Below are 22,152 nucleotides of genomic sequence, written 5' to 3'. Positions count from 1 at the left end.
TTCTTATCTTTTATAATTATTAGTAATTATAAATATTTTTCTTATCATTTAATAACACCTTATATATATTAACAGATAAAGTACATTTTTTCTATCAATCTTAAAATACTTTAACATAAAATTACCATTGCCACACATTAAATAATGGAATATAATTGTTTTATCTATAAGTGCGTTAGAACATTTTCTTTCGAAATAACCAGGAGGAATCTATTATGAATAAATGGCAGAAAATAGGACTGGCAGTTGGTATGGGAGCTGCTGTTGTTACTACTACACACCTGATTAACAGCATAATATTCAAATCATCTACTGCTAATAATTATACAGGCAAAAGAATAAGAAGCAATTATCAATGGAAGTTCGGCAATATCGCATATGTAACCGCTGGCTCAGGTTCTCCACTTTTACTTATACACGATCTTAATTCTTACAGTTCAAGCTACGAATGGGAACAGACTATTAACAGCTTTGCTAAGAATCATAAGGTATATGCTATTGATTTATTAGGATGTGGTCATTCTGATAAACCTAATCTTACTTATACGACTTTTATGTATACACAGCTTATTAATGATTTTGTAGTCAATGTTATCCATTCCAAGACTGATGTTGTTGCTACAGCAGGCTCAACACCAATTGTGATAATGGCTGCATTTAATAATCATGCACTGTTTAATAAGATTATTCTTGTTTCTCCTTTATCAGTTGAAGATGCTCTTAAAGGGCCTGATAACTTAAGTGGAATAAGAAGACACATTTTAAATGTGCCTGTTATCGGAACTACTGTGTACAACATTCTGTTTAACAAACCTTCTATTAGAAAGCTTCTTTCAAGAACTTTCAAGGATGGTAAAGTTTCTGCTGATTATATCAACGCATGCCATGAGAATGCACATCTTGGTGACACAGCTGCTAAGTATCTATTCATCAGCACAGAATGTAATTTTACTACTGTTACTATCTCAAAGGCACTTTCTGAGCTTGATAACTGTATATACATGATTAACGGTATGCACAATAATAATGACGTTATTGATGAATATATCCACATCAATCCAGCAATTGAAAATGTTATGATTCAGGATGCCAAGAAGCTTCCACAGGTTGAACAGCCGGCTGAATTCGTAAGACAGGCTGAGATTTTTCTTAATTAGTTATCCAGTATCAGACATTTTTATAATATCCAGATAATTAACAAAGCATATAAACAAAACCCATATTATCCACAATATGATTAATTGCTAATCATATAATGTGAATAATATGGTTTTGTTTATAATAAATGTTCATAAACTATATTATATCTACGAGATTGGCTCTTTTGAAGGAAGTCCAGCCTTTCTTGGAAACTTTCCAGATGTAGGCTTAATCTTCTTGATATATACTAAAGAACGGTCAATATCAGTACCAGGAAGCTGGAATTTCTTCACTTCTTCTATTGTTCCGCCAAGAACACTGACTGCTTTCTTAGCATTTACTAATTCTTCATCAATATCTCCTGACTTATATGCCACGAAATATCCACCAACCTTTACGAATGGAAGGTTATATTCCACAAGAGTTGCTAAGTTAGCAACAGCACGAGAAACACTTACATCAAAATGTTCTCTTAAGTCATTATTTCTTCCACCATCCTCTGCTCTTGAATGAACTGTTTCTATTCCTGTAAGTCCTAGTTCTTCTATTACCTGATTAAGAAACTTTACTCTTTTATTAAGTGAATCAAGCAGAACTACATTAAGCTGTGGATGTGCTATTTTTAACGGAAGCCCCGGAAAACCAGCACCTGTTCCAACATCAATAAGAGAAATCTCTTTCTTTTTATGTCCGATTTTTTCAATATCTAACACAAGACTGTCAACATAATGCTTTAAAAGAACTTCTTCGTAATCTGTAATTCCAGTAAGATTCATAAAGCTATTCCATTCAACCAGCAGCTTATAATACATATCAAACTGCTCGTACTGTCTGTCTGTAAGCTCAACACCTATAGAATTCAGATTATTCTTAAATGTTTCATTTATCATACATTTCTCCTTATCAATGATTAATGCTTTCTTCTAAGAGACTCTAGGTAAACAAGAAGCACTGATATATCAGCAGGCGAAACACCTGATATTCTTGAAGCCTGTCCAATTGAACGAGGTCTGAATTTATCAAGCTTCTGCATAGCCTCTTTTCTTAATCCACTTATTTCTAAGTAATCAAGGCTGTCTGGTATAAGCTTATTTTCAAGCTTTTTAAAATGTTCAACCTGTCTTAACTGTCTGTCTATATATCCCTCGTATTTCAGATTAATATTAACCTGCTCACATACATCACAAGGCAACTCTGGTCTGTGCTTATCAATTGGAGCAAGAACATCATATGAAAGCTCCGGTCTTCTTATAAGTTCTGCAAGTGTAGCACCTGTTGTAAGCTCTGTACTTCCGTTATCTGTAAGTACCTTCTGTACTTCACTTCCAGTTCCTATATTAACTGACTTAACACGCTCAATTTCTTCATTTATAAGCTGAATCTTGCGAGTAAGGCGGTTCATTCTTTCTTCGCTTATAAGTCCGACTCTGTAACCATATTTAGTAAGTCTTATATCTGCATTATCCTGTCTTAATATAAGTCTGTACTCTGCACGGCTTGTCATCATTCTGTAAGGCTCTGCTGTTTCCTTAGTTACAAGGTCATCTATAAGAACTCCTATATAACTTTCTGAACGGTCAAGTATAAGTGGTTCTTCCTTCTTAACGAAAAGTGCCGCATTGATACCCGCGACAATTCCCTGTGCAGCAGCTTCCTCATATCCTGAGCTTCCATTAAACTGTCCACCAGCAAATAATCCTTCAATCTTCTTGAATTCAAGAGAAGACTTTAACTGAACAGCGTTAATACAGTCATACTCAATAGCATAAGCATTTCTTACGATTCGGACATTCTCAAGACCAGGAACTGTTCTATACATTGCATACTGCACATCCTCAGGCATTGAACTGCTCATTCCACCAAGATACATTTCATTAGTATACAAGCCCTCTGGCTCAATGAATACCTGATGTCTGTCTTTGTCTGCAAATCTTACAACCTTATCCTCAATTGATGGACAGTATCTTGGGCCTGTTCCGTGGATATCTCCTGAATAAAGAGGTGAACGGTCAAGATTATCCATAATAATCTTGTGTGTCTCTTCATTAGTATATGTAAGCCAGCAGCTTACCTGATCTTTCTGTATGCTCTCAGGGTCTGTTTCAAATGAAAATGGCACAATCCTCTTATCACCGAACTGCTCTGTCATCTTAGAAAAATCCACTGACCTTTTATCAACTCTGGCAGGTGTACCTGTCTTGAATCTTCTCACTTCAATTCCATTATCAATAAGTGACTGTGTAAGATGATTGGCAGCCTGTAATCCGTTAGGACCTGTATGATAACTTACATCACCATATATACATCTTGCTTTAAGATATACTCCTGTACATAAAACAACTGCCTTAGCTATGTATTCTGCACCCGAAACAGTCTTTACACCGCCAATTTTTCCATCATTAACAATAATCTCTGAAACTTCAGCCTGTCTTATATGCAGATGTTCAGTATTCTCAAGCACATTTCTCATTCTTCTGCTGTAATCGGACTTATCAGCCTGTGCACGGAGTGAATGAACTGCAGGGCCTTTTGATGCATTTAACATCTTTGACTGTATAAATGTAGCATCAATATTCTTTCCCATCTCTCCACCAAGAGCATCTATTTCTCTTACAAGATGTCCCTTAGAACTTCCTCCTATATTAGGATTACAAGGCATCATTGCTATACTTTCAACGCTTACTGTAAATATAATTGTTTCAAGTCCCATTCTTGCAGCAGCAAGGGCAGCCTCACAGCCTGCGTGACCAGCACCTACTACTACAACATCATATTCTTCTCTAATATTAGGCATATTACTTCTCCTTATCAACCTGCATTACTTACCCATACAGAACTTTGAGAAAATTCTGTTGGCAAGGTCATCTTCAATCTCTTCTCCTATTATAAGACCAAGATTCTCATATGCAGCCATTAAATCAATAGTAAGGAAATCTTCACTTACCATGTTATCAATTCCATCAAGTACAAGCTTTAAGCTGTCATCAGCCTTCTTTAAAAGTTCTTTATGTCTTGTACTTGTAATATATACATCCTCATTAAACTTAACTTCACCGTTAAAGAACATATTCTTAACAGTTTCCTCAAGTTCTTCAATTCCTGTCTCCTGCTTTGCAGATATAGTAACTGTCTCACAATTCATTATTTTCTTAATATCTTCTGCTGTTGTAACCTGTGCAAGATCAGCTTTATTAAGTATTACAAGAACCTTCTTATCCTTGATAAGTTCCATAATCTCATAATCATTATTATCAAGTACTCTTGAAGAATCAACTACATATATTACAAGATCAGCGATTTCTGCAAGCTTCTTAGCCTTATTAACCCCAATGCTTTCAACAACATCATCAGTTTTTCTGATTCCTGCAGTATCAATAAGATTAAGAGTAATTCCAGACAGATTAATCATTTCTTCAAGAGTATCTCTCGTAGTTCCTTCTATATCAGTAACAATTGCTCTCTCTTCTCTTGCAAGTACATTAAGCAGGCTTGACTTTCCTGCATTAGTTTTCCCCAAAATGACTGTACGCACGCCATCATGCATGATTCTGCCATTATCGCATGTTTTTAACAAGTTATCCACATTATTAAGACAGTTTTCCACATCATTTTTAAGGTTATCTACATTAGCATCTATATCAAAATGTTCTGGATCATCAAGAGCAGCCTCAATAAATGCAACATTATTCAATATTATCTCTCTTATATTCTTAATCTTTTCAGATAACTTACCATCTAACTGATTAACAGATGACTTCAGAGCATAATCATTCTTTGCATTAATAATATCAATAACAGCCTCCGCCTGTGACAGGTCAATTCTTCCATTAAGAAATGCTCTCTTTGTAAATTCACCAGGCTCTGCAAGCCTTGCACCAGCGTTAAGTACCGCCTCTAACACCTTCTTAGTAACAAGAATACCGCCATGACAGTCAATCTCAACAATATTCTCTCTTGTATAAGTGTTAGGAGCTTTCATTACAATTACAAGTGCTTCATCAATTTCATTATCATTATCACATATATTTCCAAAATGTACTGTATGACTCTTTACATTTGCAAGCTTAATATTCTTTTTTGACTTAAAAACTTTATCTCCAATAATAATTGCATCAGGACCGCTTATTCTTACAATACTTATTCCACCGCTTGACACTGTACTTGTAGATATAGCTGCTATTGTATCCTCCATTTCCATCCTCCATATAAAAAATGCTGTGATAATAATACCACAGCATTTAATAAAATCATATATCTAATTATCTGTTATATCTGTTATTATTCTCTCTTTCAAGATAAACAACAACATGTCTGAAAGGTTCTTCACCCTCACTTCTTGTAGAAACAAACTTATCTGCCTGAAGTGCTGAATGGATAATTCTTCTTTCATATGGGTTCATAGGCTCAAGTGAAACAGGTCTTCTGCTTCTCTTAACCTTGTATGCAATATTCTTAGCAAGAGACTCAAGAGTTTCTTTTCTTCTCTTTCTATAGTTCTCTGTATCTAATTTAACTCTTACATACTTCTCACTGTTCTTGTTAATTACAAGACTTGTAAGATACTGGATAGAATCAAGTGTCTGTCCTCTCTTACCGATAAGAACACCCATGTTATCTCCAGAAAGATCTACATTAACGCTGTTTTCTTCATCGTCAAATGTAATATCAGCCTTAACTTCCATGCTCATAGCACCAAACATATTATTAAGGAATGTCTGTATATCCTTCTTAATAACTTCCTTCTGCTCAGCTGTAAATGGCTCTGCCTTAGGCTGTTCTTCAGCCTTAGGAACTTCTTTAACTTCTGCATTCTTGTGGTTATCAGCAGGCTTATATTCTTTCTTGAACTCTTTCTTAGGTTCCGCCTTGAATTCCTTCTTAGGCTCTGCTTTCTTGAAATTATCTGCCTTCTTTTCGAATTTCTTCTCTGCATGAACAGGTGCTTCAATGGCCTTTTTAGGCTCTTCAGCATTTACCTGTTCTACTACAGTCTCTTCCTGCTTTTCTCTTGCCTTAATTTTAGCAGGCTTGGAATTAAATATTCCTAAAAATCCTGAATTACCTTTGTCTATAACTTCATAATCAAGCTTATCACTTGGAATACCAAGCTTAGTACAGGCATTAGTTATAGCTTCTTCAACAGATTTTCCTGTAACTTCAATATATTCCATTACTTAACCCTCTCTATTTTCTTTTATCGTTGACCTCATTGTATCTTGATACCATACCAACCTTATCAGCAAGACTTCCCGGCTTAACAGCCTTACCATTTGCTACTGCAGCTTCCCTTAATTCCTGAATTTTCTTATCATTAGCTTCCTTTTTCTCCTGAAGCTTCTTAGCTCTTTCAGAATTAGCAGAATTCTTATTATTATTTACATTCTTGGTACTTACAGAAGCTCCCTTAACGATAGTTTCTGCTGGAAGTCCCTTCTTAGCTCTTTTCTTATTACGCTTTTCAACATTCTTTTCTACAATCTTATCTGTTCCAATCTTATCATAATATCTGTTAATAAAGATAGTCTGGATTGTCTGTATAACAGCAGTTGCAATCCAGTAAACACCAAGACCTGAAGGAAGACTTATTGCAAGAAATGCTGACATAAGTGGCATGAAATAAGTCATCATCTTCATAGATGCTGCTGCTGGATTATCACTGTCAGGCTGCTCCATGCCAGCCTGTGAAACCTTAACAGATATAACTGTGTAACACCTGCAAGAATTGGAATTAATATAGCTATATGAAGACCAAAACCTGGATTCTGAGACATGTTAACGCCTAAGAAAGTATTCATATGGTTAATCTTATCAAGATTCTGTGTAATCATATCAGAAAATGCTGGAAATGCTTCTTTTAACTTAGTCCACTGGTCTGCAGTGAATGAATTAAGTGTTGTTACAGCTGTGCTTGTATTGCTCCAGTCAACAGTCTTTCCGTATATCTCATTAAGAGTATCAGCATATCCTGAAACAGATGAGATACCATCAGCACCATTAAGTCCAAGTATATTAAGGAAAAGTACCTTAATCTGTGAAATATAAAGTGGTATCTGCTGGAATACTCTGTAAAGTGCAAAAAGAATAGGCATCTGGATAAGAAGCTGCACACAACTTCCCCACTGTGAAACACCATATTTTTCATAAACAGCCTTAGTTTCTGCCTGCATCTTCTGCATAGCTACTGTATCACTGTTCTTTCCCTTATACTTCTCCTGAATAGCCTTTATCTCCGGGTTCATAACTGACTGTAACTTAGTCATCTTCTGCTGCTTAATCTGTAATGGAAGCATTAACATTTTAACAAGCAGAGTAAAAATAATGATTGCTATTGCAATATTACCAATTCCTATTGCATTAAGACCCATGAAAAGGATGTCTAAAATGTAACCAAGTAACTGTGCAATTGGCTTAATAATACTCAAATTGTCACCTCCGCATAATATAGCACTATCCAAATATTCAGTTGTTTATTGCTTTTTTCGTTTCCCATATCTGCCTACCGGCACAGGATCAAAGCCATAAGCGTTCTTATTAAATGGATTGCACCTTAATATTCTTTTAAGTGCCAACCATCCACCTAAGAAAACTCCATACATTTCAATAGCTTCAATCGCATATTGCGAACATGTTGGAATAAAGCTGCAGTATTTTCCTCCTTTGTAAGGAGATATTGCGAGCTGATATAATCTTATCATCTTAAGAACTATGAACTTACCCGCATTCTTTAACTTAATCTTTATATCCTTCATATTAACCGCCTGTTTAATCCTGCTTATAAAGCTTATGAAGTTTCAATAAATGAATCATTGATTCCTTAGTTTCGAAAAAACCCTTATCTTTCAAACCGGCCCTGGCTACGACAACATAATCATATCCATCGGGTATACATTCTGTACTAAGGCGGAATGCCTCTCGTATCAGTCTTGCCAGTCTGTGTCGGACAATACTATTCCCGACCTTCTTACTCACAGATACACCTAATCTTTTAGTATCCGTTCCATTCTCAGAAATATACATTATAAGATTCTTGTTAGCAAAAGACTTCTTATTATTGTACACCTTTTTAAATTCCTGATTACTTCTTAATGTTTCAAAATCCCTATATTTCATATCATTCACCATTCTTATTAATTAAAATGTTACTTAAATTCAATATTAATATAATCTGAAAAAAGCAGATGAGAAACTCCCATCTGCCAACAAAATCAAGAAAATATTAATTAAGCTGAAAGTTTCTTTCTACCCTTAGCTCTTCTTGCTGATAAAACTTTTCTTCCACCTGCAGTACTCATTCTTGATCTGAATCCATGAACCTTAGATCTCTGTCTGTTCTTTGGCTGAAATGTCATCTTCATAGTCTATGCACCTCCTTCATTACCATTGTAGTTTATTATGGTAAGAATATTTTCATATAAAAAATTTCAAAACACAGAACTGATTATATTGTGTAAACATTATAAAGTCAAGAAAAACTTGATATTTACTGCATATATTTTTAAGTATACCAATTATATAAAAATGACTTTCAACAGGTTTTTCACAATACATTAATCCGCATAAACAGGACATTTCTTGTAATTTTTAGTAAGAATATAAAAGAGTTTTCCACAAAATGTTGATAACTTGTGGAAAACTCTTTATAATTATGTTAGTTATTAACGATATTTTTGAAAAAGTGCCTATTTTCGACCTTTTTCGCGTTTATAATATTATCCACACTGATGTTAATACATTTCTTTCCAGATAATTATCCACAAGGCTTAATCTGCCCAAATATTGAAAAAATTTTATAAATGATATATTATATAAGGGAATGTATTTTTATGATTAGACAGGCGAATTAACAAGCCAGAAAGGCCTAAATTTTATGGATGAATTACAGACATTGATTGATAAATGGGATTTAATTCTCTCTACTTTTAAAGAAGAACATGAAATTATTGATGTTTCTTTTAAAACATGGATTAAACCCCTCAAAATATATAAGCTTGATGGTGATGTTTTAACTCTTACTTTCTCATCTTTAGATGATGACTCTTCTGCTGATGAAAGAAGTATTATATACGTTGAAAAGAGATATCTTAAACACCTCACATGTACAATCTGTGAAGTAATGAATAAAGAATACTCAGTAATAATCATGTCTTCTGCTGAGAAAAAAGAAGATGAATTAAAGAAAAAGACATCATCTGTTTCTACTACTAATAACATTGCTACACAAAATCTTAATCCTAATTACACATTTGACACATTTGTAATAGGTACTAATAATAACCTGGCCCACGCTGCATCTTTAGCGGTTGCCGAAACACCTGGACAGATATATAACCCTTTATTCATATACGGAGGTGCCGGACTTGGTAAGACTCATCTTATGCAGGCAATTGCACATTTTATTATTGCGAGTGACCCATCTAAGAAGGTTTTATATGTAACTTCGGAGACATTTACTAACGAGCTTATCGAATCGGTTAAGACTAATAAAAACACTGAATTCAGAAATAAATACCGTAACATTGACGTTCTTCTTATTGATGATATTCAATTTATAATAGGAAAGGTTTCTACTCAGGAAGAATTCTTCAATACTTTCAACGACCTTTATATGCTTGGAAAACAGATTGTTATATCTTCTGATAGACCACCTAAAGAAATGGAAACTCTGCCAGACAGATTAAGAACACGTTTTGAAAGCGGACTTCCGGTAGATATCCAGATTCCTACATATGAAACTAAGATGGCTATTATTAATAAGAAGTCTGAGGCTTTAGGAATTGATTTTCCTTATGAAGTTAAAGATTATGTTGCAACTAATATTACTTCAAGTATCAGGGAGCTTGAAGGAGCGCTTACCAAACTTTCAGCTTATTCTAAGCTTTCACACACACCTCTTACTGCAGAGTTTGCTGAGAATACACTTAAGGATCTTATATCTCCTTACTCTAAGAAAGAGATTACACCTGAATTAATTATTGATGTGGTTGCTGAACATTTCCATATCAAGCCTGAAGATATAATATCTCATAAACGAAGTGCTGACATAGCATTTCCACGACATATAGCTATGTATCTGTGCAGACAGATGACACAGACTCCTCTTGAAGCTATTGGTAAAGCCTTAGGAGGAAGAGATCATTCTACTATATTATATGGTTCAGAAAAAATTGCCAAAGAAACAGCTACTAACGAAACGACCAAGAGTACTATTGATATATTAATAAAGAAGCTTAATCCATCCTGAAAGTTATCCACAATGGACTTAGGATATTTTGTTAATTAATTGTTATTTTTTTGTTGAATGTTCTTTATAACTTTTTTCAAGAACATTTTTATTTTAATCCTTCATTAATTTTTCACTGTGAATTAACACCTTAATTTATGTTTTCTAACATGGTTATCATTGATGCTAATCCAGTATTTATAAGGCATTGCATGATTTTTAACATTTTAACAACCCCTAAGACTACGGCTACGACATTAATATATTTATATATATTTCTTCTCCACTACTATTTTCTTGAAAGGAAGTTATCAACATGAAATTAGTTTTTACTAAATCAAACTTAAACAAAGCTGTAGGTATCGTAATGAAAGCTGTACCTACAAGAACTACTATGAATATTCTTGAATGTATTCTTATTGATGCTACTACTAACGAAATCAAGTTCACAGGTAACGATATGGAACTTGGAATCGAAACTATAGTAGAAGGTGAGATTATAGAAAAGGGTAAAGTTGCCATTGACGCTAAGCTTTTCTCTGAAATCGTAAGAAAGCTTCCCGATAATGATATTACTTTATCTACTGACTCCAATAATAATGCTCTTATTACATGCGAAAAGAGTAAGTTCAATATTGCCGGAAAGTCTGGAGATGATTTCTCTTACCTTCCAGCTATTATTAAAGACAAAATGATAACACTTTCACAGTTCCAGTTAAAGGAAGTTATCAACCAGACAATTTTCTCTATCGCTATTAACGATAATAACAAGATGATGACAGGTGAGCTTTTTGAGATAAGCGAAGGTACACTTAAGGTTGTTGGTCTTGACGGACATAGAATTGCTATCCGTAATATTAAGCTTGAAGGAAGAGCTGATGATGTAAGAGTAGTTATTCCTGGTAAAACTCTTCAGGAGATAAGCAAGATTCTTAATGCTGATGCAGAAAGTCTTGTTAATATATATTTTACTAACAATCATGTTTTATTTGAATTTGATCAGACACATGTTGTTTCTAGACTTATTGAAGGTGATTACTTCAAGATTAATCAGATGCTTTCTAATGATTATGAAACAAAAGTATCTATTAATAAAAAAGAATTTCTTGACTCTATCGACAGAGCTAATCTTCTCATAAGGGAAGGAGACAAGAAGCCAATTATTATTAATATACAGAATGGCTTATTACAGGTAAATGTTAATTCTGCAATTGGAGCCCTTAACGAAGATATTGATATTGATAAAGAAGGTAAGGATATTATGATTGGGTTTAATCCTAAGTTCCTTATGGATGCTTTAAGAGTAATTGATGATGAAAATGTCACTATGTATTTAGTTAATCATAAATCACCTTGCTTTATCAGAGACAAGGAAGAAAATTATATTTATCTTATACTTCCTGTTAACTTCACAGCTTAACAAGAGAAAGGAAAGTTATGGAAGAAATAGTTTTAAGAGATGAGTTCATCAAACTTGGACAGGCAATAAAAGCAGCCGGATTAGTAGAATCTGGTGTTGAAGCTAAGATTGTTATTCAGGATGGTGAAGTTAAAGTTAATGGCGTTGTTGAGACACAGCGTGGTAAAAAACTTTTTGGTGGAGAAGTTGTAGAGTACAACGGCTCTAGTATTCTTATTAAAAAATAGGTGTTAATGTGATAGTCGAATCTGTTGAATTAAAGGATTACAGGAATTATGAATTTCTAGATATGAAGTTCAATGCGCATGTTAATATAATATATGGTGACAATGCACAGGGAAAGACTAACATATTAGAATCAATATATATGTGTTCAACTTCCAAGTCACATCGTGGCAGTAAAGACAGAGAAATCGTCAGGTTCGGAGAAGATGAATCTCATATTAAGCTGAATGTTTTAAAGCATGGTATGAAATATCGTATAGATATGCATCTTAAGAAGAATAAATCTAAAGGTATAGCAGTTAACGGTATTCCAATTAAAAAGGCTGTTGATCTTTTTGGAATTATTAATATTGTTTTCTTTTCGCCGGAGGATCTTAATATTATAAAAAACGGACCTTCTGAGAGAAGAAGATTTATGGATATGGAACTTAGCCAGCTTGATAAAATATATTTAAGTAACCTTGTTAATTACAACAAAGTACTTAATCAGAGAAATAAGCTTCTCAAAGATATAGCATTTTCACCATCTGAACAGCTGATGCAGACTCTTGATATATGGGACATGCAGCTTGTTAAGTATGGAAGCCTTATTATTAAAGGCAGAAAAAGTTTCATAGAAAAGATTAACACAATAATCAGTGATATTCATTCAAAACTTACTGGTGGTATTGAGAATATTAAAGTATGTTATGTTCCTGATGTTGATGTGAATGATTTTGAAGAAGAAGTAAAGAATTCAAGACAGAAGGATATTAAATACAAGGCTACAAGTAAAGGTCCTCACAAGGATGATCTTATATTTTTAGTCAATGACAATGATGTTAGAAAATATGGTTCACAGGGACAACAAAGAACAGCTGCACTTTCACTTAAGCTGTCTGAGATTGAACTTGTGAAACTTGTAATTAAAGATACTCCGATACTTCTTCTTGATGATGTTTTGTCTGAGTTAGACAGTAACAGACAGAATTTTCTGATAAACAGCATAGGAGATATACAGACGATTGTTACATGCACCGGACTTGAAGAATTTATTAATAACAGAATGAATATTAACAAAATATTTAAAGTAACAGATGGTCATGTAGTTAATGAGAATTAATTACATTTTGCTTTGTAAAACAAGGAGGAATTAAAGTGGCAGATCAGAATGCAGAGAAGAATTATGGTGGAGACCAGATTCAGGTACTCGAAGGTCTTGAAGCTGTAAGAAAAAGACCTGGTATGTATATTGGAAGTACATCAGGAAGAGGACTTCATCATCTTGTGTATGAGATAGTTGATAATGCAATTGACGAAGCTTTAGCAGGTTTTTGTACACATATTGAGGTTATGATTAATAAAGATAACTCTATCACTGTAATTGATAATGGTAGGGGTGTACCTGTTGATATTAATCATAAGACAGGAAGACCTGCCATTGAAGTTGTATATACCGTTCTTCATGCCGGAGGTAAATTCGGTGGTGGAGGATATAAGGTGTCAGGAGGACTTCACGGTGTTGGTGCATCTGTAGTTAATGCTTTGTCTGAATGGCTTGAAGTTCAGGTAAAGAGAAATGGACACATTTATCAGCAGAGATATGAAAGAGGAAAGATATGTTATGACCTTAAGATAGTAGGTGACTGCGATATTGAGGATACAGGAACTCAGGTTACTTTTCTTCCTGATTCAGAGATTTTTCAGGAAACAACTGTATTTGAATTCGATATTCTTATGCACAGATTAAGAGAAATGGCATTTCTTACTAAGGGAATCAAGATTACTCTTACAGATTTAAGAGAAGGTCTTGAGCAGCAGAAAATATTCCATTATGAAGGTGGTATAAAGGAATTTGTCCAGTATCTTAATAAGAGTAAAGAACCTTTATACAGCCAGATTATTTATTGTGAAGGTGTGAAAGACAATGTTCAGGTTGAAGTAGCATTCCAGCATAATGATGGATACAATGAGGTTGTAGATTCATTTGTTAATAATATTAAGACACCTGAAGGTGGTACACATCTGACTGGTTTCAGAAATTCACTGACTAAGACTTTTAATGATTATGCAAGAAAGAATAAGATTCTTAAGGATAGTGATCAGGGACTTTCAGGTGATGATATAAGAGAAGGTCTTACAGCAATCGTATCTGTTAAGATTGAAGATCCGCAGTTTGAAGGACAGACTAAGCAGAAGCTTGGTAATACAGTTGCAAGGGGAGCAGTTGACAGTATAGTAAGTGAACAGCTTACTTACTTTCTTGAGCAGAATCCTGCAGTTGCAAAATCTATATGTGAAAAATCGTTGCTTGCACAGCGAGCGAGAGAAGCTGCAAGAAAAGCAAGAGACTTAACAAGAAGAAAGACTGCACTTGAAAGCACTTCACTTCCTGGCAAGTTAGCTGACTGTTCAGATAAAGATCCTAAGAATTGTGAGATATATATCGTTGAGGGAGATTCAGCCGGTGGTTCTGCAAAGACTGCAAGAAGCCGTGCTACACAGGCAATCCTTCCACTTCGTGGTAAGATTCTTAACGTTGAGAAGGCAAGACTTGACAGAATACTTGGTAATGCAGAGATTAAAGCGATGATTACTGCATTTGGTACAGGTATTCATGAAGATTTTGATATAAGCAAGCTTCGTTATCACAAGATTATTATTATGACAGATGCCGATGTAGATGGTGCACATATAGCAACACTTCTTCTTACATTTCTGTACAGATTCATGCCTGATCTTATAAGAGAAGGCCATGTATATCTTGCACAGCCACCACTTTATAAAGTTGAGAAGAATAAAAAAGTATGGTATGCCTATAATGATGATGAGCTTAATGCAATAATGACTGAAATTGGAAGAGACCAGAACAACAAAGTCCAGCGTTATAAAGGACTTGGTGAGATGGATGCAGAGCAGTTATGGGAAACAACAATGGACCCACACAAGAGAGTATTATTAAGAGTCAACATGAACGAAGATGATGATTCAGAGCTTGATGTAACATTCTCAACACTTATGGGTGACAAGGTAGAGCCAAGAAGAGATTTCATAGAAGCAAATGCTAAGTTTGTAAAGAATTTGGATATCTAACAAGCCATGCACAAGGAAAAATTATAAATATGACCGTATGCTTGTATACATGGGCATATTTTATAATTTTGAGTTGTATGTGGCGACTAGCCACATAAGTAAATCCGCAGGATTTACGCATGGCGTATTCCAGATTTTTACATTGCGTTAATTAATAACTTCACGGAAAGGAATTATAATAATGGATGAACATATCTTTGATAAAGTTCAAGAAGTTGATATGCAGAAAACCATGGAAAACTATTATATAGATTATGCCATGAGTGTTATCGCTTCCAGAGCACTTCCGGATGTAAGAGATGGTCTTAAACCGGTACAGAGAAGAATTCTATATTCAATGATAGAACTTAACAACGGTCCTGATAAGCCACATAGAAAATGTGCCCGTATCGTTGGTGATACAATGGGTAAATATCACCCACATGGTGATTCATCAATTTATGAGGCATTAGTAAAGCTGGCTCAGGATTTCAATACAAGATATCCACTTGTTGACGGACATGGTAACTTTGGTTCAGTCGATGGTGATGGAGCTGCCGCCATGCGATATACAGAGGCGAGACTCAGTAAGATATCTATGGAAATGACAAGAGATCTTAACAAAGATACTGTAGATTTTATACCTAACTTTGATGAAACAGAAAAAGAACCTACAGTACTTCCATCAAGATATCCTAACCTGTTATGTAATGGTACATCAGGTATTGCCGTAGGTATGGCTACTAATATTCCACCTCATAACTTAAGAGAAGTTATAGGTGCTGTTGTAAAGATGATTGACAATAAAGTGGAAGAAGACAGAGACACAACAATTGAGGAAATCCTTGATATAGTTAAAGGTCCTGACTTCCCTACAGGTGGAACAATCATCGGTAAGTTGGGAATTGAAGAGGCTTACCGTACAGGAAGAGCCAAGATAAAGGTGAGAGCTGTAACTAATATTGAGCCGATGAATAATGGCAAGAACAGAATTGTAGTTACAGAACTTCCATACATGGTTAATAAAGCAAAGCTTATCGAGAAAATAGCAGAGCTTGTAAGAGATAAGAAGATTGATGGAATCACAGATTTAAGAGATGAATCTGACAGAGAGGGTATGAGAATTGCCATCGAGTTAAGAAGAGATGTCAATCCTAACATAATACTTAACCAGTTATACAAACACACACAGTTACAGGATACATTTGGTGTAATCATGCTTGCATTAGTAGATAACCAGCCAAAGGTGCTTAACCTGTATGACATGTTAAAGTATTACCTTCTTCATCAGGAAGAAGTCGTTACAAGAAGAACAAAGTTTGATCTTAATAAGGCAGAAGAAAGAGCCCACATTTTAGAGGGCTTAATGATTGCTTTAGATAATATAGACAGAGTTATATCAATAATCAGAGGTTCTGCAAATGTACAGATTGCCAAGGAAAGCTTAATAGCTGAATTTGCACTTTCAGAAGCACAGGCTCAGGCTATCGTAGATATGCGTTTGAGAGCTCTGACCGGTCTGGAAAGAAGCAAGCTTGAAGCTGAGTTGAAGGAACTTCATGAAAAGATTAAAGAATACAAGGCAATTCTTGCAGATAAGAAGTTGCTTCTTGGAGTTATCAAGACTGAAATTTCAGAGATAGCAGACAAGTATGGTGATGACAGAAGAACTTCTATCGGATATGATGAATACGATATTTCAATGGAAGACCTTATTCCAGATGAACCATGTGTTATTGCAAGAACTAACTTGGGTTATGTAAAGAGAATGACACCTGATAACTTTAAGAGCCAGCATCGTGGTGGTAAGGGAATAAAGGGAATGCAGACAATTGATGATGATTATATCAAAGATTTATTCATGACAACATCACATCATGTACTTACATTCTTTACTAACACAGGACGAGCTTATAAGTTAAAGGCTTATGAAATTCCTGAAGCATCAAGAACTTCAAGAGGAACTGCAATAATTAATCTTTTACAGTTAGCACCAGGTGAGACAATCACAGCAGTAGTTCCTGTTAAGATTGATATACTTCAGGATACAGATTACCTGTTTATGGCAACTAAGAAGGGTATAGTTAAAAAGACACCTGTTAAAGATTTTGCCAATATAAGAAAGACAGGAATCCAGGCAATTAACTTAAGAGAAGATGATGAACTTATAGAAGTTAAACTTACAGATGACCAGGCAGAGATTCTTATGGTAACAATGCTTGGACAGTGTATAAGATTTAAGGAAACAGATGTAAGACCTACGGGACGTTCAGCAATGGGTGTTATAGGTATGAGTCTTATGGATGAGGATGAAGTAGTTGGTGTTCAGGTAAGTACCCAGGGAGATACTATGCTTATAGTTTCAGAGAATGGTATGGGTAAGCGAACAGACATTGATGAATATACAGTTCAGCATCGTGGTGGTAAAGGTGTCAAATGTTACAAAATAACAGAAAAGACAGGTAATGTCGTAGGAGCTAAGGCTGTAGATGATTCAAGAGAAGTAATGCTTATTACAACAGAAGGAATTATAATCAGACTTCAGTGTTCAGATATATCTAATCTTGGAAGAATAACATCAGGTGTTAAACTTATTAACCTTGATGAAGGAATTAAAGTAGCAACAATCGCCAAAGTAAGGAAGCAGCCTGCTGATGAAGATGGTAAGGATGCAGAGGGCTTTGAAGAAGACACAGACAAAACAGTAGAATCTGAAGAGTAATCTTAAGGAAACTGCCACATTTATATATGTGACGGTTTCCTTTTTAGTAGGAGATAATATGGCTTTAATTAATATTAATTATGAATCAAAAAAAATTGGTATGCCCGTTAAGATTAATGCAATTATTCCTCAGGGAAGAGGCAGTTATAAGACTTTATATCTTCTTCATGGAATGGGAGGAGATTATACAACATGGATTACGAAATCCAGAGTGGCAGATTATGTAGATAATACTGATATAGCGGTAATAATGATTTCAGGTGATAACAAATGTTATGTAGATAATGTACATGGAAGAAAATATTTTACATTTTTAACAGAAGAACTTATAGAAACCTGTACTAACTGGTTTGGGTTATCACGTGACAGAAAGGACCGTTACATAGCAGGAATGTCAATGGGGGGATATGGAGCAGTACATGCTGCACTTATTAAGCCAGATGTATATGGCAAAGTGTTCTCATATTCAGGACTGCTTGATATAGAGAAAAGATTTGACAATCCACAGGGAATAAATACATATCAGATATTTGGAGACAGAGAAAAATTATCAGATAACCGATTTGATATAATGAAATGTTTAAAAGATGATAATTTCAAGACAAATGTGGAAAATTATCCCGAATTTTACATAAGATGTGGATTATATGATCAGATACTTACAATGAGCAGACAATGGAATAAGTATGCATCAGATGCAGGACTTAAAGTGAATTATTATGAAACTGCCGGCAGTCATGATTTTATTTTTTGGGATAAATGCATACATGAGACAGTTAATATAATAAAAGATCAGTCGTATAGGATGGAGGATATATATGGCAACAGTAATGAATGTTAATCACTTTTCTATATATCTTAAGCGTAATATGGAATGCACAGTTATTCTGCCATCAGATATAAAAAATGATGAGAAGCTTCCTGTATTATGGTTATATCATGGAGGTAGTGGTGATAATACCGCATGGCTGTATCATTCACCAATAACAGAATATGTTGATGATGGCAGGTTTGCAGCAGTACTTCCAAATGTGCAGAATTCATGCTTTGTTAATATGAATATTGGAGATAAGTATGAGTCATATGTTGGAAAAGAATTATTCAATATAATTATGAATATGTTTCCATGTTTTTCTGATAAAAGAGAGAATAATTATGTATCAGGATTTTCTAATGGTGGATATGGATGTCTTCATATTGCACTCAAATATCCTGAAAAATATGGAACTGTAGGAGCATTTTCAGCAGGTGACAAAGCTGATTCAGAATTTCTTAATGATGGAAGTGTAAAGTCAATAAGACGAATAGAGCTTTATGGTGATGGAGACCTGCATAAAACTGAATATGGAATTACATATCAGGCAGACAGATTAATAGAGCAGAAAAGTATAAAACCTGAAATATATCATGCTTGTGGAGAACTTGATCCATGGATAGACATGAATCATATATTGCGAGATTATTTCATGAGCCATATTGAATACAATTATGTATACGATGAGATTGAACAAATCGGACATGAATGGAAATTCTGGCGTGAAGAATTAAAAAGGTTTTTAGCATTTACAGGATTAATTAATAATTAAAATACAAGAAGGGAATTGGGAATGAGAGAGGTTAATGTATCAATAATAACAGACAACATTAAAGAAATGTGCATAGAGGCAAATCATTTTCTCACAGATGACATGAAGAATGTTTTTGAAAATGCAGTAAAAAAAGAAGAGTCTGCACTTGGAAAGCAGGTTCTTGGGCAGCTTGAAGAAAACTTAAAGATTGCAGGAGAGGACATGATACCTATATGTCAGGATACAGGAATGGCAGTAGTATTCATTAATGTTGGTCAGGATGTTCATCTTACAGGAGGAGATATTACAGATGCAATTAACGAGGGAGTAAGAAGAGGATATGTTGACGGATATTTAAGAAAGTCAGTTGTAAAAGATCCTATCTACAGAGAGAATACCAAAGACAACACTCCGGCAGTAATACATTTTAACATAGTTCCAGGAGACAGGGTCGACATAACAGTTGCACCTAAGGGCTTCGGAAGCGAGAACATGAGCAGAGTATTCATGTTAAAGCCAGCAGATGGAATAGAAGGTGTAAAGGAAGCAATACTTACAGCAGTAAAGGATGCAGGTCCTAATGCCTGTCCTCCAATGGTAGTCGGTGTCGGAATCGGAGGAACATTTGAAAAATGTGCTTATCTTGCAAAGAAGGCATTAACAAGAGATTTGAATGAAGAATCACCAGTTGAATATGTCCGTGACTTAGAGAAAGAAATGCTTGAGAAAATCAATAAGTTAGGAATAGGTCCTGGTGGACTTGGAGGAACACAGACAGCACTTGCAATCAACATAGAAACATATCCTACACATATTGCAGGGCTTCCGGTAGCAGTAAACATTTGCTGTCATGTAAACAGACATTCACACAGGGTAATATAATCAGGGAGGCTAATCATGGATAAATATATTAATGCACCAATGAGTGATGAGGATGCAAAGAGTCTTCATTCAGGAGATTATGTATACATAACAGGAACAATATATACAGCAAGAGATGCAGCACATAAGAGAATGGCAGAGGCTCTGTCAGCAGGACAGCCACTTCCAATAGACATGAAGAATAATATAATATATTACATGGGACCATCTCCGGCGAGAGAAGGAAGACCCATAGGTTCAGCAGGTCCGACAACAGCAAGCCGTATGGATAAATATGCACCAGACCTTCTTGATTTAGGACTTAAGGGAATGATAGGAAAGGGAAAGCGTTCACAGGCAGTAATTGATGGAATCGTAAGAAATGGTGCAGTGTACTTTGCAGCAGTAGGAGGAGCAGGAGCAATTCTTAGTAAATGTATTAAGAAATCCACAGTTATTGCTTATGATGACTTAGGAACAGAGGCTATAAGAGAACTTGAAGTGGAAAACCTTCCTGTAATTGTAGTAATTGACAGTGAGGGAAACAACCTGTATGAAACAGCTATAAAAGAATACAGCAGAGTATAAATATTAATGTACAAATATTAAATAAAAGCCCCTTGACAATATCAGGGGGCTTTGTTAGAATAATAAATGCGTTTGACGCAGAATTTCATATTAAGAGTTAAACATATATGGTTTAGGGCTCGCATTCATGGAATCTGGAGTAGTACTCAAGAGGCTGAAGAGGCGCCCCTGCTAAGGGTGTAGGTCGGGCAACCGGCGCGAGGGTTCAAATCCCTCCTGCTCCGTTGACAGAAAGAAAAAGACAGTCAGAATGTTCTGGCTGTCTTTTTTCTTTCTATTATTATGATATGCAGAAAACAATGAGTACAAGTTATTCACAATATTTGTAAAGTTATAAAGGAAATGTGGAATATGACAGAGAGACAGAAAATGATTAGTGGACAATTATACAAGTCAGGAGTAAAGGAACTTGTTAATGACAGAATGTTATGTAAAGAACAGTGCTATGATTTTAATGCATTAAGACCATCACAGATAGAACAACAGACTGCTATGATTAAAAAGATATTCGGTAAGGTGGGAATTAATTGTTTTATAACAGCTCCATTCTGGTGCGATTACGGATATAATATAGAAGCAGGTGACAACTTCTACGCAAATCACAATCTTGTAATACTTGACTGTGCCAAAGTAACATTTGGTAATAATGTATTCATAGCACCAGATTGTGGTTTCTATACAGCAGGACACCCTGTTGACGCAGCAAGCCGTAACGAAGGATGGGAATATGCTTATCCTATTAATGTAGGTAATGATGTCTGGATAGGAGGTGGGGTAAAAGTAATGCCTGGAGTAACAATAGGTAATAATGTTGTAATAGGTGGCGGAAGCGTAGTAGTAAAAGATATACCAGACAACAGTATTGCAGTAGGTAATCCATGTAAGGTAATAAAAAAGATAGAATCAGGCAAAGCAACAGAATATGATATAGAAGAAAAGCAGATATAACTTGTATATAAATGTGATGGAAACCCCTATATATAGTGTGTTTAAAATAAATTACAACTTTTTTAAAAAAAATTAAAAAAAGTTGTTGACAATATGTGTACCTGATGATATTATATACAAGTCGCCGCGGTAAGCGGTAACAAATAAGACTTAAAACACCAGATAAATACTGGGTTTGAGCGATATAGATCTTTGATAACTGAATAGAAAGACAACCTTGAAATTCTTTGAGAATTTTAAAATGATTCATTAATGAATCTTGCGAGTATCGAAAGATACACGAACCTAAACAGTAAGTTTTGGTAAAACTATTTAAGCTAGTTAGTTTATAACTGACGAGGCAAACTTTTTATGAGAGTTTGATCCTGGCTCAGGATGAACGCTGGCGGCGTGCTTAACACATGCAAGT

Annotated in this window: 21 protein-coding genes, 1 tRNA gene and 1 rRNA gene; 14 read left to right on the top strand and 9 right to left on the bottom strand. The window is 35.0% G+C overall.

What is annotated here, in order from left to right:
- Nucleotides 1-215 precede the first annotated feature (215 nt).
- Complete coding sequence (locus tag DW963_RS12780) at nucleotides 216-1,157, top strand: alpha/beta fold hydrolase (protein ID WP_117916287.1); 942 nt, start codon at nucleotides 216-218, stop codon at nucleotides 1,155-1,157.
- A 150-nt stretch (nucleotides 1,158-1,307) separates the two neighbouring features.
- Here the strand turns inward: DW963_RS12780 and rsmG are convergent, their stop codons facing one another.
- The 9 genes from rsmG to rpmH all read right to left on the bottom strand — a co-directional run bounded on the left by rsmG (nucleotide 1,308) and on the right by rpmH (nucleotide 8,495).
- Complete coding sequence (gene rsmG, locus DW963_RS12775) at nucleotides 1,308-2,030, bottom strand: 16S rRNA (guanine(527)-N(7))-methyltransferase RsmG (protein WP_117916285.1); 723 nt, start codon at nucleotides 2,028-2,030, stop codon at nucleotides 1,308-1,310.
- 20 nt (nucleotides 2,031-2,050) lie between these two features.
- On the bottom strand, nucleotides 2,051-3,934 hold the full coding sequence (mnmG, locus tag DW963_RS12770) for a tRNA uridine-5-carboxymethylaminomethyl(34) synthesis enzyme MnmG (protein ID WP_117916283.1): 1,884 nt from the start codon (nucleotides 3,932-3,934) through the stop codon (nucleotides 2,051-2,053).
- A 24-nt stretch (nucleotides 3,935-3,958) separates the two neighbouring features.
- Complete coding sequence (gene mnmE / locus DW963_RS12765; RefSeq protein ID WP_502694437.1) at nucleotides 3,959-5,332, bottom strand: tRNA uridine-5-carboxymethylaminomethyl(34) synthesis GTPase MnmE; 1,374 nt, start codon at nucleotides 5,330-5,332, stop codon at nucleotides 3,959-3,961.
- Nucleotides 5,333-5,399: 67 nt separating this feature from the next.
- Nucleotides 5,400-6,311 carry an RNA-binding cell elongation regulator Jag/EloR gene (jag, locus tag DW963_RS12760; protein ID WP_117916279.1) on the bottom strand — a complete coding sequence of 304 codons (912 nt, stop codon included), beginning with the start codon at nucleotides 6,309-6,311 and terminating at the stop codon, nucleotides 5,400-5,402.
- A gap of 13 nt (nucleotides 6,312-6,324) precedes the next feature.
- Nucleotides 6,325-6,813, bottom strand: coding sequence for a YidC/Oxa1 family membrane protein insertase (locus DW963_RS12755; protein ID WP_117916277.1), 489 nt, complete (start codon nucleotides 6,811-6,813; stop codon nucleotides 6,325-6,327).
- Nucleotides 6,771-7,562 carry a membrane protein insertase YidC gene (gene yidC, locus DW963_RS12750; protein ID WP_117916275.1) on the bottom strand — a complete coding sequence of 264 codons (792 nt, stop codon included), beginning with the start codon at nucleotides 7,560-7,562 and terminating at the stop codon, nucleotides 6,771-6,773. Before yidC ends, DW963_RS12755 begins: the two co-directional genes overlap by 43 nt.
- Nucleotides 7,563-7,607: 45 nt before the next feature.
- Nucleotides 7,608-7,889, bottom strand: a complete 282-nt coding sequence (gene yidD / locus DW963_RS12745; protein WP_012740280.1) for a membrane protein insertion efficiency factor YidD — start codon at nucleotides 7,887-7,889, stop codon at nucleotides 7,608-7,610.
- Nucleotides 7,890-7,902: 13 nt separating this feature from the next.
- Nucleotides 7,903-8,250 carry a ribonuclease P protein component gene (rnpA, locus tag DW963_RS12740; protein ID WP_117916273.1) on the bottom strand — a complete coding sequence of 116 codons (348 nt, stop codon included), beginning with the start codon at nucleotides 8,248-8,250 and terminating at the stop codon, nucleotides 7,903-7,905.
- A gap of 110 nt (nucleotides 8,251-8,360) precedes the next feature.
- Entirely contained in the window at nucleotides 8,361-8,495 is a 135-nt protein-coding gene (rpmH, locus tag DW963_RS12735) for a 50S ribosomal protein L34 (RefSeq protein ID WP_012740282.1), read from the bottom strand.
- A gap of 512 nt (nucleotides 8,496-9,007) precedes the next feature.
- Here rpmH and dnaA point away from each other — a divergent pair.
- The 13 genes from dnaA to DW963_RS12670 form a co-directional block, all read left to right on the top strand.
- Nucleotides 9,008-10,381, top strand: a complete 1,374-nt coding sequence (gene dnaA, locus DW963_RS12730; protein ID WP_195367605.1) for a chromosomal replication initiator protein DnaA — start codon at nucleotides 9,008-9,010, stop codon at nucleotides 10,379-10,381.
- Between the two features lie 295 nt (nucleotides 10,382-10,676).
- Nucleotides 10,677-11,780: a DNA polymerase III subunit beta gene (gene dnaN / locus DW963_RS12725; protein ID WP_117916271.1), complete on the top strand. Its 1,104-nt coding sequence runs from the start codon at nucleotides 10,677-10,679 to the stop codon at nucleotides 11,778-11,780.
- A 17-nt stretch (nucleotides 11,781-11,797) separates the two neighbouring features.
- A complete protein-coding gene (locus tag DW963_RS12720) occupies nucleotides 11,798-12,007 on the top strand; it encodes an RNA-binding S4 domain-containing protein (protein WP_117916269.1) in 210 nt (69 codons plus the stop codon).
- An 8-nt stretch (nucleotides 12,008-12,015) separates the two neighbouring features.
- A complete protein-coding gene (gene recF / locus DW963_RS12715) occupies nucleotides 12,016-13,107 on the top strand; it encodes a DNA replication/repair protein RecF (RefSeq protein WP_117916268.1) in 1,092 nt (363 codons plus the stop codon).
- Between the two features lie 35 nt (nucleotides 13,108-13,142).
- Complete coding sequence (gene gyrB / locus DW963_RS12710) at nucleotides 13,143-15,077, top strand: DNA topoisomerase (ATP-hydrolyzing) subunit B (protein WP_117916266.1); 1,935 nt, start codon at nucleotides 13,143-13,145, stop codon at nucleotides 15,075-15,077.
- Between the two features lie 181 nt (nucleotides 15,078-15,258).
- Nucleotides 15,259-17,778: a DNA gyrase subunit A gene (gene gyrA / locus DW963_RS12705; RefSeq protein ID WP_117916264.1), complete on the top strand. Its 2,520-nt coding sequence runs from the start codon at nucleotides 15,259-15,261 to the stop codon at nucleotides 17,776-17,778.
- A 58-nt stretch (nucleotides 17,779-17,836) separates the two neighbouring features.
- Nucleotides 17,837-18,619: an alpha/beta hydrolase gene (locus DW963_RS12700; RefSeq protein ID WP_117916262.1), complete on the top strand. Its 783-nt coding sequence runs from the start codon at nucleotides 17,837-17,839 to the stop codon at nucleotides 18,617-18,619.
- Entirely contained in the window at nucleotides 18,597-19,364 is a 768-nt protein-coding gene (locus DW963_RS12695; protein WP_117916260.1) for an alpha/beta hydrolase, read from the top strand. Before DW963_RS12700 ends, DW963_RS12695 begins: the two co-directional genes overlap by 23 nt.
- Nucleotides 19,365-19,385: 21 nt before the next feature.
- Nucleotides 19,386-20,228 (top strand): fumarate hydratase, encoded by an 843-nt coding sequence (locus DW963_RS12690; RefSeq protein WP_117916258.1) that lies wholly within the window; start codon nucleotides 19,386-19,388, stop codon nucleotides 20,226-20,228.
- Nucleotides 20,229-20,243: 15 nt separating this feature from the next.
- Nucleotides 20,244-20,795, top strand: a complete 552-nt coding sequence (locus tag DW963_RS12685) for a Fe-S-containing hydro-lyase (protein WP_117916256.1) — start codon at nucleotides 20,244-20,246, stop codon at nucleotides 20,793-20,795.
- Between the two features lie 136 nt (nucleotides 20,796-20,931).
- Nucleotides 20,932-21,019 (top strand) — tRNA-Ser (locus DW963_RS12680).
- Between the two features lie 127 nt (nucleotides 21,020-21,146).
- Entirely contained in the window at nucleotides 21,147-21,743 is a 597-nt protein-coding gene (locus DW963_RS12675) for a sugar O-acetyltransferase (RefSeq protein ID WP_199669389.1), read from the top strand.
- A 347-nt stretch (nucleotides 21,744-22,090) separates the two neighbouring features.
- Nucleotides 22,091-22,152, top strand: a 16S ribosomal RNA gene (locus DW963_RS12670); the annotation flags it as partial.

Source organism: Eubacterium sp. AM46-8 (assembly GCF_003466705.1).
GTDB lineage: Bacteria > Bacillota > Clostridia > Lachnospirales > Lachnospiraceae > Lachnospira.
This window is presented reverse-complemented; position numbering and strand designations above follow the sequence as displayed.

Excerpts from the sequence above, each read along its gene's own strand:
- DW963_RS12780 (WP_117916287.1), top strand. The coding sequence starts at position 216 with ATGAATAAATGGCAGAAAATAGGACTGGCAGTTGGTATGGGAGCTGCT.
- rsmG (WP_117916285.1), bottom strand. The coding sequence starts at position 2,030 with ATGATAAATGAAACATTTAAGAATAATCTGAATTCTATAGGTGTTGAG.
- mnmG (WP_117916283.1), bottom strand. The coding sequence starts at position 3,934 with ATGCCTAATATTAGAGAAGAATATGATGTTGTAGTAGTAGGTGCTGGT.
- mnmE (WP_502694437.1), bottom strand. The coding sequence starts at position 5,332 with ATGGAGGATACAATAGCAGCTATATCTACAAGTACAGTGTCAAGCGGT.
- jag (WP_117916279.1), bottom strand. The coding sequence starts at position 6,311 with ATGGAATATATTGAAGTTACAGGAAAATCTGTTGAAGAAGCTATAACT.
- DW963_RS12755 (WP_117916277.1), bottom strand. The coding sequence starts at position 6,813 with ATGGAGCAGCCTGACAGTGATAATCCAGCAGCAGCATCTATGAAGATG.
- yidD (WP_012740280.1), bottom strand. The coding sequence starts at position 7,889 with ATGAAGGATATAAAGATTAAGTTAAAGAATGCGGGTAAGTTCATAGTT.
- rnpA (WP_117916273.1), bottom strand. The coding sequence starts at position 8,250 with ATGAAATATAGGGATTTTGAAACATTAAGAAGTAATCAGGAATTTAAA.
- rpmH (WP_012740282.1), bottom strand. The coding sequence starts at position 8,495 with ATGAAGATGACATTTCAGCCAAAGAACAGACAGAGATCTAAGGTTCAT.
- dnaA (WP_195367605.1), top strand. The coding sequence starts at position 9,008 with ATGGATGAATTACAGACATTGATTGATAAATGGGATTTAATTCTCTCT.
- dnaN (WP_117916271.1), top strand. The coding sequence starts at position 10,677 with ATGAAATTAGTTTTTACTAAATCAAACTTAAACAAAGCTGTAGGTATC.
- DW963_RS12720 (WP_117916269.1), top strand. The coding sequence starts at position 11,798 with ATGGAAGAAATAGTTTTAAGAGATGAGTTCATCAAACTTGGACAGGCA.
- gyrA (WP_117916264.1), top strand. The coding sequence starts at position 15,259 with ATGGATGAACATATCTTTGATAAAGTTCAAGAAGTTGATATGCAGAAA.
- DW963_RS12700 (WP_117916262.1), top strand. The coding sequence starts at position 17,837 with ATGGCTTTAATTAATATTAATTATGAATCAAAAAAAATTGGTATGCCC.
- DW963_RS12695 (WP_117916260.1), top strand. The coding sequence starts at position 18,597 with ATGGCAACAGTAATGAATGTTAATCACTTTTCTATATATCTTAAGCGT.
- DW963_RS12690 (WP_117916258.1), top strand. The coding sequence starts at position 19,386 with ATGAGAGAGGTTAATGTATCAATAATAACAGACAACATTAAAGAAATG.
- DW963_RS12685 (WP_117916256.1), top strand. The coding sequence starts at position 20,244 with ATGGATAAATATATTAATGCACCAATGAGTGATGAGGATGCAAAGAGT.
- DW963_RS12675 (WP_199669389.1), top strand. The coding sequence starts at position 21,147 with ATGACAGAGAGACAGAAAATGATTAGTGGACAATTATACAAGTCAGGA.